Consider the following 15,510-nt stretch of genomic DNA (forward strand, 5'->3'; position numbering starts at 1 on the left):
GCGCAATTATACACAGCTCATGGGTTTTCGTTGTGGTTAGTGTTGGCTTTTCATTACAATAGGCTTTTTGCCAGCAATACAGGCCAGCTTATGTCCAACTCCGCCCTTAGCACCGAACAAATTTTAGCCATAGACAAAGCCCATATCTGGCACCCCTATGCCTCCATGACCGATGCACCGCCCAGTTACCCTGTGGTGTCGGCCAAAGGTGTGCGCCTAAAGCTGGCTGACGGCCGCGAGTTAATAGACGGCATGTCATCTTGGTGGGCCGCCATACACGGTTACAACCATCCGGTGCTAAACCAAGCCGCCAAGACTCAACTGGATGATATGTCCCATGTCATGTTTGGCGGTATTACCCACCCCCCCGCCGCCAAATTGGCCAAACTGCTAGTGGATATTACTCCTGCGCCGCTGTCTAAAGTGTTTATTAGTGACTCAGGTTCTGTGGCGGTAGAAGTCGCTATTAAGATGGCTTTGCAATATTGGTACTCCATAGGCCGCAAAGAGAAAAATCAATTATTAACCGTGCGCAATGGCTACCACGGCGACACCTTTGGCGCCATGGCGGTATGTGACCCCACCACGGGTATGCATCATATTTTTCAAGATGTATTGCCTCAGCACCATTTTGTCGCCCAGCCTCAATGCCGCTTTGATGAAAGCTTTGAAGAGCAACATATAGCCGACATGAAAGCCGCGCTAGAGCAGCATCATCAACAACTGGCAGCGGTGATTATAGAGCCCATAGTGCAAGGCGCCGGCGGTATGCATTTTTACTCCCCCGCTTACCTAACACGGCTGCGCCAGCTGTGCGATGAATACGATGTGCTGTTAATACTGGATGAAATTGCCACCGGCTTTGGCCGCACCGGTAAATTATTTGCCTGCGAGCACGCCAATATCAGCCCCGATATTATGTGCCTAGGCAAAGCCATTACCGGTGGCTATTTGAGTCTAGCGGCCACCCTATGCACCGAAAAAATCAGCACGGGTATTAGCCAGGGCGAAGCCGGCTGCTTTATGCACGGCCCTACCTTTATGGGCAACCCGCTGGCCACGGCAGTAGCCTGCGCCAGCATAGAGCTACTACTATCTCAGCCTTGGCAACGGGTAGTCGCTAATATAGAGCAGCAATTGCAACAGGGCTTAAAACCCGCGCAAGATTTAGCGCAGGTCGCGGAAGTACGCGTACTGGGAGCGATAGGGGTAATAGAAATGAAAGAGGCCGTGAATATGGCCACTATACAAAAACAATTGGTAGACGAGGGGGTATGGATTAGACCCTTTGGCAAACTGGTTTATACCATGCCGCCCTTTATTATTAGCGATGAAGACCTGGCAACGCTATGCGCTAAAATTGTCAAAGTCCTCAGCCTGCAATAAGGCTGCTTTTAGCAGGTCTTATAGCCATAAAAAAACCGAGGTATTAACTCGGTTTTTTTATGGTTTAAGCTTCTTTTTGGTTACCAATTTCAGCTTGACCGTGTATGCGCTCATATATTTCTTCGCGGTGGACTTCAACATCGCGTGGGGCATCTATACCTATACGAATTTGATTGCCCTTGCTGGCTAATACAGTCACTGTGACATCATCACCGATTTTCAGTGACTCACCGACTCTTCTAGTTAAAATCAACATAGTTACAACTCCTAAAGGTAATATCCCTGGTAGTTCCATCAACTAACTATGCGCTATCGTATAGCATCAAAGGTGCTACATCAATGACGACTTATACCTATACACCTAATTAAAGTTCCTGATGCTCAATAATTCAAGGAGGCTGCCGATATCTGGTCTACACTTATTCCCGAATAAGCCCCCACATAACTTAATTTAGATAATTTGGAATAACATTGAATAAGAATTATACGAAAACAATAGGCTTACTAGGTTTTGGTAGTTTGTTCATATTAGCCAATCCTAGCTTAGCGAATAGCCCCACACCCTCCCATCCACAGGCCTTAGAAGAAGTGTTAGTCACGGCCTTAAGGCGCGAGCAAGCACTATCCAAAGTGCCCTTGGCGGTTAACGTGCTGAGCGCAGACTTAATCCAACGCTCCAGCCTGCAAACCCTTAGCGAAATCTCGGCGCTGGTACCCAACCTGCAGGTGGCACAACCCAATGGCGAAGTACTACCGCTGTTCTCCATACGCGGCATTAGCATGGCGGATTACAGCACTAACCAATCCAGCCCCGTGGGTATCTATCAAGACGGGGTTTATCTCAGCAGCAATTTCATGCACGGCCTAGCCATGTTTGACTTGCAACGGGTGGAAGTCTTAAAAGGGCCACAGGGGACCTTATACGGCCGCAATACCACGGCTGGGGCCATCAACCTACTGAGCAATAGCCCAGACTTTACTGCCGATGGCTACGCCTCATTAAGCCTAGGTAATTACAATGCCCACGAATTTAACGGTGCCTATGAGACGCCCTTGATAGAGAATAAGCTGGCCGCACGCTTAGCCACCAATATTGCTCGCACCGATGGCTATAGCGAAAATCATACCCCAGGCCTAGATGACCTCAACCAAGTTGACCGTCAATCTTATAGATTAAGCCTGCGCTATCAGGCCAACGACAACGTAGAAGCCATACTCAAACTTAACAGCAGCCGCAGCGACACCAACGCCCCCGCGGTAATACCTGAAGCCACCATAGCCACGGCAGCAGGCAATATAGATGTACTCAGTGCCACCCTAGGGCTGTTTAGCCAACCTTTTTATGTACGCCCCAGTGGCTTTGACGGCCACGATGCCAATAATGGCAAAAATGGCAAAATGGCTATAGCGGTAGACGGTGCCAGCTTGGCACTTAACTGGCAGCTGGACAGCGTTAACCTAAACTCCACCACCGCTTACTACGATAGCAGCTATGATTTGCGCGCCGATAGCGATGGCACCCCCCAACAGTTACTGGAGCTGGACTACCTCACCGACAGCCGCCAGTTCAGCCAGGAATTTAGCATTAGCAGCCTAGAGACCGCACCGCTAGGCTATATTGCCGGGGTTTACTACCACCAAGACAGCGTAGACACCCACGTCACCTTTGATTACTTCCACAGTCTGGAGGCTGTATTACCCGGCTACGCCCCTCCCAACACTGGCTTTACCCAAGAGCAGCGCTACGAGCAAGACAGGCACTCACTAGCCATCTACGGCCAGCTAGACTACCAGCTTAGCGATGCGCTCACCCTCACCGCTGGCCTGCGCTATACCCGCGACCGCAATAAGCAATACAACGTTAACACTTCCATTGGCAATTACGCTGGAGTCCCCTTGGAGGGTTTAATCCCCCTAACATTCCCCTATGAGCCCAATGCGGCATACCCCAGCCAACGCATTAATGATGAAGAGTGGACCGGCACCAGCAAGCTGGCCTACCAGCTCAGCGATGAGCACATGCTCTACGGCTCTTACAGCCGCGGTTATCGCGGTAGCGCTTTTAACGGCGCCGCGGTGAATGACGCCAGCGAGTTGGCCCCGGTAGACCCGGAGTATGTCAACGCCTATGAAATTGGTGCCAAGGGGCAATGGTTAAACGGCCAGCTGCAATACCGCTCGGCACTGTTTTACTACGACTATCGCGGCCTGCAATTTATTAATATAGTCGGCACCCGCCAGTTGCTGGAAAGTGCCGACAGAGCCAGCGTTAAAGGCTTGGATTTAGAGCTAAACGCCCAAATCACCGAACAACTCAGCCTGCAAGCGGGGCTGGGCTTGATAGACTCGGAATTTAAAAAAGGCATCAATCTAGATGCGGGTGGCCAAAGTTGGGATCTATCGGGTAATGCGTTAGCCAATGCCCCCGATATCAATGCCAATCTCTCTGCCAATTACCAGTGGCCAATTAAACAAGGGCAATTGGACTTTTACCTCAATTATCAATTTATTGATGACCAATGGTTTACCGCCTTTAACGACAGCGCGGGCTACGACAGTATAGGCCAAAGCAACTACAGCCTGGTCGACGGCCGTATTAGCTTTACGCCCAGCAGCAACAGCAATATCAAGCTTGCCCTATGGGGTAAAAACCTAACGGATCAAGAGTACAAGGTCTACGCCATTAACCTCAGTGAAGCCTTTGGTTATAACTACACCATTAGGGGCGCACCACGCACCTACGGTATAGAGTTAAGCTATAACTTTTAAGATTAGCTCAACTAAACACTCGCTACAGGGAAGTAGCTCCCGCTCTCTTCTCTCCCAGTTTTCTTCTCACCCACCAGCCATTATTTCAAGCCTAGCGCGCAAGCTATTTGATTTTATTATCAAGTTTTTTGGCAGCCATAAAAAAAGCGCTAGCCATAACAACTAACGCTTTTTTTAGTCTGGCTTGTTTAGCCAAAAAGCAAGACTAATTACTCAGCTGCTTCTTCGCCAGCTTCTTCAGCAGGCGCTTCTTCTACAGGAGCAGGCGCAGCTTCAGTTAGCTTGATTAAGCCTTCAGCTAAAAGAATTTTTACTTTCTCTTCACCGTTGATCGCTTTTTTATCGGCACCGATTACTGCATAACGCTCGTCGTTACGCTGCTTAATGGTGTACTCAGACGTCTTCTTTACTGTTTTCATGGTTCATCCTTTCTACAGTGGTTAAGGTCAGGCACTATGCCCAGCCAGTTTAAAAATTAAGGGAGCTCATCAACCTCACCGCCTTCTTTTTGAGGTGGGATTAAATCTTCTTTAGTAAGATCCATAGCAAGCAGCACATTGGCAGCCACATAAATCGATGAATAGGTACCAACAAACACACCAATTAGCAAAGCCATAGCAAAACCGTGTATTAACTCACCGCCAAAAACAAACAAGGCAATTAATACCAACAAGGTGGTTAAGGAGGTCACCAAGGTTCTTGCCAAGGTTTCGGTTAAAGATATGTTAATAATTTCTATAGGGCTGGCTTTACGCACCTTGCGAAAATTTTCACGGATGCGGTCAGACACCACGATAGTATCGTTAAGCGAGTAACCAATCACCGCTAATACCGCCGCCAATACCGTCAAATCGAAATCGACTTGTAAGATAGAAAATATACCCAAAGTAATAATCACATCGTGTATTAACGCGGATACCGCACCTACCGAAAATTTAAACTGAAAGCGCAACGCCACATAAAGCATCACCAAACCCAAAGCCATTAACATAGCTAGGCCGCCCTGCTCTTTTAGTTCATCACCGACTTGCGGGCCGACAAACTCGACACGACGCAGCTCTATCTCACTGCTGACATCTTGGCTTAGCGTCTGGATGATTTCATTACCTAGCTGATCACTATGGCCATGAGGCAAGCGCACCAACACATCGGTATCGGAGCCAAAGTTAACCACCACAGCACCTTTATAACCGGCATTTTCTAAGGTTTTGCGCACATTTTGCAAAGGCTCAGCGACGCTGTAGTTTACCTCTACCAAAGTACCGCCAGTAAAATCTAAACCAAAGTTTAAGCCCTTGATTGCCAGCGAGCCTATAGACAGCAGCAGTAATATTAGAGAAATACCGGCAGCAATTTTTCGCTGCCCCATAAAATTAATTATTTTTTGTTCTGACATAATATAACCGTTATTTCCGTGCTAAATAGAAAGCTTACCGACTTTACGGCCGCCATAAATTAAATTAACCAACGCTCTAGAACCAACGATGGCAGTGAACATTGAGGTGATAATACCCAGCGATAAAGTCACAGCAAAACCACGCACAGGGCCGGTACCTACGGCATAAAGTATTACCGCTACTAATAAGGTAGTGAGGTTGGCATCCATAATGGCAACAAAGGCACGCTCATAGCCGGAGTTAATCGCCTGCTGCGGCGACATGCGATTATTAAGCTCTTCTTTTATACGGGCAAAAATCAACACATTGGCATCTACTGCCATACCTACGGTTAATACCACACCCGCAATGCCCGGCAGGGTTAAGGTAGCCGACATTAGCGACATCATAGCCACTAGCAATACCATATTGACCGCCAAGCCAACCACCGCTATCACACCAAAGACGCGGTAATACAAAATCATAAAGGCGGCGACCAAGGTCAAACCAATTTGTACCGACATTAAGCCCAGTTGAATATTCTCGGCACCTAATGACGGCCCTACGGTACGCTCTTCCACAAAATCCATGGGTGCAGCCAAGGCTCCGGCGCGCAGCAACAAGGCTAGCTCGGCCGCTTCGGCGGGGTTATCTAAACCGGTAATACGAAAGCGCACCCCCAAGGCCGATTGTATGGTGGCCAAGCTGATAATGCGCTTTTCATCATAGGGTATACGCACCGCCACTTCTTCACCGGCCTCGTTGATTTCATAACGAGTACGGCTTTTGCGCTCTATAAATAACACCCCTAAACGACGTTTAATATTATTGCGGGTAACGCGGTGCATCATGCTGCCGCCTTCGCTATCCAGGGTGATGTTAACTTCGGGCTGGCTGGTTTGCGGATCAAAACCTGCGGCGGCGTTGGCCACACGCTCACCGGTAATCACTACGTTGCGCTCTAACCATGCAGTGCCACGGCGCTCATCGCGGTATTGGAATTCTTCGCGGGTAGCACTGCTGGCGCTAAGCTTGGCCTCTAAGCGAAATTCCAGGTTGGCGGTTTTACCTAATATGCGCTTGGCTTCCGCGGTATCTTGTACACCAGGTAATTCCACCACTATGCGGTTGCGACCCTGACGCTGTACCAAGGGTTCTGACACCCCCAACTCGTTAACACGGTTGCGTAAGGTCGTTAAGTTTTGGCCTACTGCGTAGTCCTCTATCTCTTTGATTTTGGCTTCTGAAATTGTCCAGCGTAATTGATAACCACTGTCGCCGCTTATATCTTCACGTACCAACTCGGGGTATTCGCTGCGTATTTTTTTGCTGGCTTGTTGGCGCAGCTCTTCGGTTTTAAATTTACCGCGAATAAAACCGCCCTGCTCATCCAGGCTGACAAAACCGCGTATTTTTTCTTCTCGCAGCTGGCGTTTAATGCCTGTGTTGTAAAACTCCATACGCTTGGCTAAGGCAGCCTGAGTATCCACCTCTAATAAAAAGTGCACGCCACCACTTAAATCCAAGCCCAGCTTCATGGGCTCTGCACCCCAGCTGCTCAACCAATCAGGGGTGGTTGAGGCTAGATTTAAGGCTACGATGTAACCATCACCCAGCGCGCGCTGTATCACGCTTTGGGCATGCAGTTGATCATCCCTATGCTGCAGGCGGATCAAGGCATTTTTTGCTTTATCGCCTATCTCCTCGCCAAAATATTCTATGCCGGCTTCCTGCAGTGCCTCGGTAACGCGGCTTAGGGCTTTGTCATCGATTAAGGTGGCGCTGCTCTCACCGGAAATTTGCACCGCCGGATCGGGGGTATAAAGATTAGGGGCGGCATAAAAGAAACCCACGCTGACAATAAACGCTATCAGCAGGTATTTCCAAACAGGAGTTTTATTAAGCATAGTTGTTCCATTATTAGCGCCGCCTTAATGGCAGCGCTCTAGGGTTGTTCTTGTTATTAAGGTCTTACGGTACTTGTTAAAGGCTGGACCTAGCCCACCCAAACCCGCGCATTGCGGAATAGACGCATCCAAGCGCCATCTTCATCCCACTCATCGGGCTGCCAAGAGTTTTGCACCGCGCGAAACACCCGCTCGGGGTGAGGCATCATAATGGTGACACGGCCATCGGCACTGGTCACCGCACTAATACCCTCAGGCGAGCCGTTGGGGTTAGCGGGGTAACGCTCGGTGACCTGCAGGTGGTTATCTATATAGCGCATACCTACATGACCAGTAGCCGCCAAGGCTTGCTGCTGCTTGGCACTGCCAAACTCAGCGCGGCCTTCACCGTGGGCAACCGCGACCGGCATATATGAGCCAGCCATGCCCTTGAGTAATATGGAGGGTGATTCTTGAATTTCAACCAGCGATACGCGGGCTTCAAATTGCTCGGAGTTATTGCGTACAAAACGTGGCCAATGGTCGGCACCGGGGATTAAGCTCTTAAGGTTAGACATCATCTGACAGCCATTACACACCCCTAAGCTAAAGGTGTCTTCGCGGTGGAAGAAGGCTTCAAATTGATCGCGGGCGCGCTTGTTAAACAAGATAGTCTTGGCCCAACCTTCACCAGCACCTAATACGTCACCGTAGGAGAAGCCACCACAGGCGGCTAGGCCTCTGAATTCGTCCAGTGTTACACGGCCCGATAATATATCGCTCATGTGTACGTCTACAGCAGCAAAGCCGGCCTTATCAAAAGCCGCCGCCATTTCCATTTGGCCGTTAACGCCCTGCTCGCGCAGTATCGCCACCTTGGGCTTGTTGCGCTTTTTCATAAACTTAGCGGCCACATTTTTATTGGGGTCGTAAGTTAGCTTGGTAGAGAGACCGGGATCATCTTCGGCGATTAAATCAAACTCTTGCTGCGCGCACTCGGGGTTGTCACGCAGCGCCTGTAGACGGTAGCTGACCTCTGACCACATTTGCTGATAGTGGCTGCGGGGATGGCTTAATAACACCGCCTCACCGCGCTTAATGGTGATTTGGTCATCGCTGCTGACCTCACCTATATGTTTAACCGCAGCGGCTATGCCTTGATCGGCAAAGGCCTTAATCACGCTCTTCAGGCTGCGGCGCTTAACTTGTAGTACCGCGCCTAACTCTTCGTTAAACAATACCGCCAGGTCTTGCTCGCCTAACTCGCTAATATCTATATTTACACCGCAGTGACCGGCAAAGGCCATTTCACAGAGGGTTGCAAACAGGCCGCCATCAGAGCGATCGTGATAGGCGATAGCCCACTCTTTATCCAGCACTTTTTGCATGGCATTGAAAAAGCCTTTTAAGTGCTCTGGGTTATCCACATCTGCTGGGGTATCGCCAATTTGGTTATACACTTGCGCTAAACAGCTGGCACCTAAGCGGTTTTTACCCATACCTAGGTCAATTAACAGTAGGTCGGTATTACCTTGGTCGGTGCGCAATTGTGGGGTAATCGATTTGCGCACATCGGTAACAGGGCTGAAGGCCGAGATCACCAACGACATAGGTGCCGTGACTGACTTAGTGTGGTTGCCCGCATCCCAAGTGGTCTGCATAGACATAGAGTCTTTGCCCACAGGTATGGTCAAGCCTAAGGCTGGGCACAACTCCATGCCTACCGCTTTTACGGTGTCATAAAGTTTTTCGTCTTCGCCAGGGTGGCCTGCGGCACACATCCAGTTGGCCGATAATTTAATATCGGTGATATCGGCTATCGCACTACAGGCAATATTGGTAAGCGCCTCACCTACCGCCATGCGGCCAGAGGCAGGGGCATTGATTAATGCCATAGGGGTGCGCTCACCCATGGCCATGGTTTCACCGGCATAGCTATCGTAGGAAACGGTAGTCACCGCACTATCGGCTACCGGCACCTGCCAGGGGCCTACCATTTGATCGCGGGCGACCATGCCGGTAATGCTGCGGTCACCTATGGTGATCAGGAAGTTTTTGCTGGCCACGGTAGGCAGCTTGAGTATGCGCTCGGCAGCTTCCTCTAGCTCTACAAAACGAGTGTTAAACTTCACCCCTTTAACTTTAATACGCGACAGTTTGCGGTGCATTTTAGGGGGTTTGCCAAACAATACCGACATGGGCAAATCGACGGGGTTGTTTTCGAAGTGGGTATCGCCCACCCGCAGGTGATGCTCATCGGTGGCCTCGCCCACTACCGCATATGGGCAGCGCTCGCGCTCACAGATTTGCTCAAAAGTGGCTAAGTCTTCTGGCTTCACCGCCATTACATAGCGCTCTTGCGACTCATTACACCAAATGGCTAAGGGCGACATGCCCGGCTCGTCGTTGGGCACCTTGCGCAATTCAAAGTTGCCACCACGGTTGCCGTCTTTTACTAGCTCGGGGAAAGCATTAGACAAACCACCGGCACCCACATCATGAATAAAGGCTATGGGGTTGTTTTCGCCCATGGCCCAGCAGCGGTCTATTACCTCTTGGCAGCGACGTTCCATTTCGGGGTTTTGGCGCTGTACTGAGGCAAAGTCTAAATCTTCGGTAGAGCTACCTGAAGCCATACTAGAAGCCGCGCCGCCACCTAAGCCTATTTGCATGGCGGGGCCACCTAAGGCAATCAGCTTACAGCCAGCATCGAATTCAGTTTTTATCACATGTTCGGCTTTAATATTGCCGTAACCACCGGCAATCATAATGGGCTTGTGATAGCCGCGGCGCTCTATGCCGGCGGGGCCATTGACGGTTTCTTCATAAGTACGGAAGTAGCCACATAAGTTGGGGCGACCAAACTCATTATTAAAGGCTGCGCCCCCTATGGGGCCTTCTATCATAATATCCAGCGCCGAAACTATGCGCTCGGGCTTGCCATAGTCCAGCTCCCAAGGCTGGTTAAAATCAGGGATATACAGGTTAGACACGGTAAAACCGGTGAGGCCCACCTTGGGCTTAGAGCCCTTACCTACCGCGCCCTCGTCGCGTATTTCACCGCCAGAGCCAGTACCGGCACCTGAAAAAGGCGCTATCGCCGTGGGGTGGTTATGGGTTTCCACCTTCATTAACAGGTGTATATCTTCGTGGTGATAATTGTAGGTATAGGTTTCAGGATCAGGGTAAAAACGCCCGGCCTTGCTGCCCACTACTACGGCGGCATTATCGGAATAGGCCGACAATACGTTCTCACCACCCAATTCATTGGTGTTTTTAATCATTTTAAACAGCGAGTGCGGCTGCTTCTTGTTATCTATGGTCCAACTGGCATTAAAAATTTTGTGGCGACAATGCTCTGAGTTGGCCTGGGCAAACATCATTAGCTCTACATCGCTGGGGTTGCGCTCTAAGCCTTTAAAACTTTCAACCAGGTAATCTATCTCATCATCAGCCAAAGCCAAGCCCAATTCTTGGTTGGCTTTAAGCAGCGCTTTGCGGCCACCTTTAAGCACATTAACCGTGGTCATAGGGCTGGGTTGCTCGTGCTCAAATAGCGCCTCAGCCTGTTCCAGCTTGGTATAAACCGCCTCTACCATGCGGTCGTGAATCAGTGACTTTAATAACTCGGCCTGTTCGGGTTTGAGGCTTTTTTTGCCCATCACCGTAAAGGCAATACCGCGCTCTATACGCTTCACGGCCTTAAGGCCACTGTTGTGCGCTATATCAGTAGCCTTACTAGACCAAGGAGAAATGGTGCCTGGGCGCGGCAACACTAAAAACAGCAAGCCTTCAGCCTCTTGTGCTTTAGCCTTGGGGCCATAGCTGAGTAGCTTTTCTAAAACCTTTTGTTTGGTTTTGGGTAATTCACCGTCTACGTCTGTAAAATGAACAAACTCTGCGTAAATACCTTCTAGGCCGGGAATAGACTTGGTTAGTTGAGCAACAAGCTTTTGGATACGAAACTCTGATAGTGCTGGGGCGCCACGATTTATCAGCATACTGAATTCATTCCTTCCTAAGGGGAGTATTAAAAAGCCCCCATTCTACTTGAATTCTTACAAAAGAGTTATGTTTCTGTAGGGCTAGAGGGCGCTAAAATCCGTCATTTATTAAAATAGCTATGCCGGCCCTAAAGCGCTGGCTATTTTTTCGCCAATGATAAGCAAATACAAGCCCAGTCCAGGCTGCTAAAATAAGCGCTATGCATTACTACCCAGTAACACTGACCCCACGACTACGCCAGCTGCTAAGCAGCCTGTGGCTAATGATGTTGTTAAGCGCCTGCGATTTCAGCAAGCTGGAGCCTGACAACAAAACCCATCTCAAAGTAGTCACTCGCAACGGCCTCACCACCTACTACCAAGATAAAAACGGCCCCACCGGCTTTGAGTATGAGCTAGTTAAACGCTACGCCGAATTTCAAAACCTAGAGTTGGAATTTGTCTCGGTGCACAGCCTGGATGATATTTTTACCGCGCTGCGGGAAAATCGCGCCGACTTAGCCGCCGCCGGATTAACCATCACCCCCCAACGGCAACAGCAGTGGCTATTTTCGCCCTCGTATTTAGATGTGCAGCAGTGGGTAATCTACAACCGCAAGACTCACCGCAAACCCAAGGCGCTAAGCGACCTTATAGGCAACCGTATGGTCATCATGACCAGTAGCAGCCATGGCGAAATTCTGCAGCAACTACAACTGCAGCACCCAGAATTAAGCTGGCACGAAGCACCTGATGCAGAAACCATAGATCTGCTAGACATGGTGGCCAACGGCGAAAGTGACTACACCGTTATCGACTCCAACGACTTTATCGCCAATCGCGGCTTTTACCCCAGCCTGCGTCCTGCCTTTGAAATTGGCGACCCTGGGCAGCTGGCTTGGGCATTACCTAAAAACGCCCACAGCGAACAGCAACTGCTCTCACTAGCAGCCTTTTTTAAAGAAATTACTGAAGACGGTACCTTACAACAATTACAAGAGCGTTTTTACAGCCACGCCGAAGAACAAGAACAAGTCAGCACCAATACCTTTGCCAAAGCGGTGGATAATAAACTGCCCCAGTACCGCGAACTAATAGAAAAAACCGCCCAGCAATACAATATAGATTGGCGCCTACTGGCCTCGATTAGCTATCAAGAATCTCACTGGAACCCTAGAGCGCGCTCACCCACTGGGGTGCGCGGCATGATGATGCTTACCCAAAGCACCGCCAAAGAAATGAACATAATTAACCGCCTGGACTTAGAGCAAAGCCTGCAGGGCGGCGCCGCTTATTTCAAAAAAATAAAACGCAAATTACCCAGTGCCGTCAAAGAACCCGACCGCACCTGGTTTGCCCTGGCTGCATACAATCTGGGGCTGGGCCACATAAAAGACGTGAGAAAAATTACCAAACAACAGGGAGGCGACCCCAATAAATGGGCCGACATTAAAACCCGCCTGCCATTACTACAAAAACGTAACTGGTATAGAAACACCAAATACGGCTACGCCCGCGGCCAGGAAGCCTTAACCTATGTGCAAAATATACGGCATTATTATAATTATTTGCAGTGGTCGGAACTCAGCCAAAATCGCACCCCACCACCCAAACAAATGGATCAATATTTACCAGAGAGTTTATTAGGGAGTTTTGATGCGTTATGAAAAAGTCTCTAGCTCCTAGTCTATAGTTTCATAGCCTATAGCTCCTAGCTTATAGTCGCTAGGGCTAGTCGTCACTCTGGTGTAAGCCGGAGCCCTGCTTTTACTAGCAGCTACCCTCTAGCGACTCCCTTCTTCTCTTCCCGCCGTTTTTTAAAAAACGTACTGAGCATAGCGCTACACTCTGCGGCTAACACCCCGCCCTGATAGGCCACTTTATGATTTAAGTGCTCGCCCTCAAACACACAGGGATTACTTTCCACCACCCCCGCTTTAGGTTCGGTGGCCCCATAAACCACGCGCGTCACCCGCGCATGCACTAAGGCTCCCGCACACATAGTGCAAGGTTCCAAAGTAACATACAGGGTAGTTTCGGGCAGGCGGTAATTGCCTAATACTGTGGCCGCATCCCGCACAGCCATCACCTCGGCATGGGCGGTAGGGTCGTTACTGCTAATCGGGCAGTTATAGCCTTGACCCAGCACTTTATCATCAGCCACCAAGATGGCTCCTACCGGCACTTCACCTTTGGCTGCCCCCTGCTCGGCTAAGAGCAGCGCTTTTGCCATCCAGTATTCGTCAGTCAACACCTGCCACCCACTCCCTATAAACACCCAGTACAAGAAGGCGGATAATAACAATCATAGCAGCATAAAAATAGATAAACGGCTTGATACAAGCCGCATTGAGCAGCGATAAAACCTTAGGAAATTGCCGCTAGGCGTGTAGCGGCAATAGAGACTGTTGTTGCAACATCAATTCAATCTGATCAGCCACCATGGGTTTGGCCACATAATAGCCCTGGATAAACTTGCAGCCTTCCCTGCGCAAAAAATCATACTGGCCAGCGGTTTCTACCCCCTCAGCCACCACAGCCACCTCCAGTTTAGCCGCCATGGCAATAATGGCTGAACATATAGCCATACAGTCTTTATCTTGCGGAATACCTTTGACAAATTCGCGGTCAATTTTCAGAAAATCGACTTTGTAATTTTTAAGATGCACAAGACTAGAGTAGCCAGTACCAAAGTCATCAAGCGCAACCTTAATACCCTGCTCCCGCAAACCAGACAATGACAACAACGCTTTTTTGGCATCTTTTATAATAGCCGTCTCGGTAATCTCCACCTCCAATGAGGCTGAACTTAATTGATGTGCATTTAACTCATGAACCACCATTGCAACCAAGTCATCCAAATAAAACTACCTGGCCGAGGCATTGATTGCAATACGAACTATGGGCAAACCACATGAAAGCCAGTGCTTGGCATCAGCACAAGCCTGACGTAAAACCCACTCACCCATGGGCAAAATAAAACCGGTTTTTTCTGCCAAGGGAATAAAATGGGCTGGGGAAACCAAACCTACCCCCTCACGATTCCAACGTATTAGGGCCTCAACACTGAGTATTTTACCCGTGGCCACCTCGATTTTTGGCTGATAATATAAAACAAATTCACCCCTGCCTAGCCCGGTGCGCATGGCATGATCCAACTCAAGCTGGTCCTCTAATCTTACCGCCATACTTGCATTATAAAACTGCACACCTTGACCGCCTTCGTTTTTAACTTTGCCCAGCGCAATATCGGCGTTGCGCAATAAACTACTGGCGTTTTTGCCATTACCTGGACACATAGCTACACCAAAGCTGTGGGTCATATATAACTTACAGCCTTGTATATCATAAGGCTTATCCAACACCTCAGCTAAGCCCTTAACGAAATTGCTTACCTGCTCGACATTATTTACATCGGCTAGCAAAACAACAAATTCATCGGCAGCCAATCTTGCAATTAGATCCTCAGCGGTCAAACAGCGTTTAAGTCGGGCAGCGATTTCTTTCAGCAACAAGTTACCTGCTTTATAGCCTAAACTGTCATTAACCGATTTAAACCTATCAACGTCTAAATAAATCAATGCCATAGCCTTATTAGCTTCGCCACTACGTAACAACTTCGACAAACTCTTAACAAAACTAAACCTATTAGGCAATGAAGTTAAATCGTCATGATTGGCTATATGATTTAACTTTTCCTCCGCAGCCTTGTGTTGTAGCCTACTCTTAGCATCTGCCAGCTCTCTTTGCACTGCAGGAATTAAGCGCTTAAAATTCCCTTTCATAATGTAGTCCTGCGCGCCTATCCTCATAGCCTCTGCGGCAAGCTCTTCACCTATAGTTCCAGAAACAAAAATAAAAGGCGTCTGCCTATCTACCCCCCTAACAATTGCAAGAGCCTCTGTACCGATCATATCCGGCATGGAGTAATCACAAAAAACAATATCCCACTGATATTTCAACGCTTCCTTCAAACTCTCTTTAGTTTCAACAACCGTATATTTTGTAGAAAAATTCCCACGCGACAACTCATTAACTAACAACAAACAATCATCTTCAGAGTCTTCAATTAACAAGGCACGTATCTCGACCTTATCGTTGCTCATAACA

General features: G+C 49.0%; 9 protein-coding genes and 1 pseudogene. 3 read left to right on the top strand and 7 right to left on the bottom strand.

Annotation, left to right across the window (positions count from 1 at the left end):
- The first annotated feature begins 90 nt into the window (after window positions 1-90).
- Window positions 91-1,386 carry an adenosylmethionine--8-amino-7-oxononanoate transaminase gene (gene bioA / locus NO559_RS15535; protein ID WP_258332798.1) on the top strand — a complete coding sequence of 432 codons (1,296 nt, stop codon included), beginning with the start codon at window positions 91-93 and terminating at the stop codon, window positions 1,384-1,386.
- 64 nt (window positions 1,387-1,450) lie between these two features.
- Here bioA and csrA read toward each other — a convergent pair whose 3' ends face one another.
- Window positions 1,451-1,642, bottom strand: a complete 192-nt coding sequence (gene csrA, locus NO559_RS15540) for a carbon storage regulator CsrA (protein ID WP_258332799.1) — start codon at window positions 1,640-1,642, stop codon at window positions 1,451-1,453.
- Window positions 1,643-1,905: 263 nt separating this feature from the next.
- Between csrA and NO559_RS15545 the strand changes: the two genes are divergently transcribed.
- Window positions 1,906-4,155: a TonB-dependent receptor gene (locus tag NO559_RS15545; RefSeq protein WP_258332800.1), complete on the top strand. Its 2,250-nt coding sequence runs from the start codon at window positions 1,906-1,908 to the stop codon at window positions 4,153-4,155.
- 209 nt (window positions 4,156-4,364) lie between these two features.
- Here the strand turns inward: NO559_RS15545 and NO559_RS15550 are convergent, their stop codons facing one another.
- The 4 genes from NO559_RS15550 to purL form a co-directional block, all read right to left on the bottom strand.
- Complete coding sequence (locus NO559_RS15550) at window positions 4,365-4,574, bottom strand: hypothetical protein (protein WP_258332801.1); 210 nt, start codon at window positions 4,572-4,574, stop codon at window positions 4,365-4,367.
- Window positions 4,575-4,630: 56 nt separating this feature from the next.
- Complete coding sequence (gene secF, locus NO559_RS15555) at window positions 4,631-5,551, bottom strand: protein translocase subunit SecF (protein WP_258332802.1); 921 nt, start codon at window positions 5,549-5,551, stop codon at window positions 4,631-4,633.
- Window positions 5,552-5,572: 21 nt separating this feature from the next.
- Complete coding sequence (secD, locus tag NO559_RS15560) at window positions 5,573-7,438, bottom strand: protein translocase subunit SecD (protein ID WP_258332803.1); 1,866 nt, start codon at window positions 7,436-7,438, stop codon at window positions 5,573-5,575.
- 89 nt (window positions 7,439-7,527) lie between these two features.
- The gene (purL, locus tag NO559_RS15565) at window positions 7,528-11,418 is read right to left on the bottom strand and encodes a phosphoribosylformylglycinamidine synthase (RefSeq protein WP_258332804.1); all 3,891 of its coding nucleotides are present in this window, start codon (window positions 11,416-11,418) and stop codon (window positions 7,528-7,530) included.
- A gap of 203 nt (window positions 11,419-11,621) precedes the next feature.
- On the opposite strand from purL, the gene mltF reads away from it, so the two are divergent.
- Window positions 11,622-13,067, top strand: a complete 1,446-nt coding sequence (gene mltF, locus NO559_RS15570) for a membrane-bound lytic murein transglycosylase MltF (RefSeq protein ID WP_258332805.1) — start codon at window positions 11,622-11,624, stop codon at window positions 13,065-13,067.
- Between the two features lie 110 nt (window positions 13,068-13,177).
- Here mltF and tadA read toward each other — a convergent pair whose 3' ends face one another.
- Entirely contained in the window at window positions 13,178-13,654 is a 477-nt protein-coding gene (gene tadA / locus NO559_RS15575; protein ID WP_258332806.1) for a tRNA adenosine(34) deaminase TadA, read from the bottom strand.
- A 127-nt stretch (window positions 13,655-13,781) separates the two neighbouring features.
- Window positions 13,782-15,506: pseudogene (locus NO559_RS15580) on the bottom strand (EAL domain-containing protein).
- Window positions 15,507-15,510 lie beyond the last annotated feature (4 nt).

Origin of the sequence: Dasania sp. GY-MA-18 (assembly GCF_024734385.1) — a bacterium.
In the GTDB taxonomy this organism is placed as follows: Bacteria; Pseudomonadota; Gammaproteobacteria; order Pseudomonadales; family Dasaniaceae; genus Dasania; species Dasania phycosphaerae.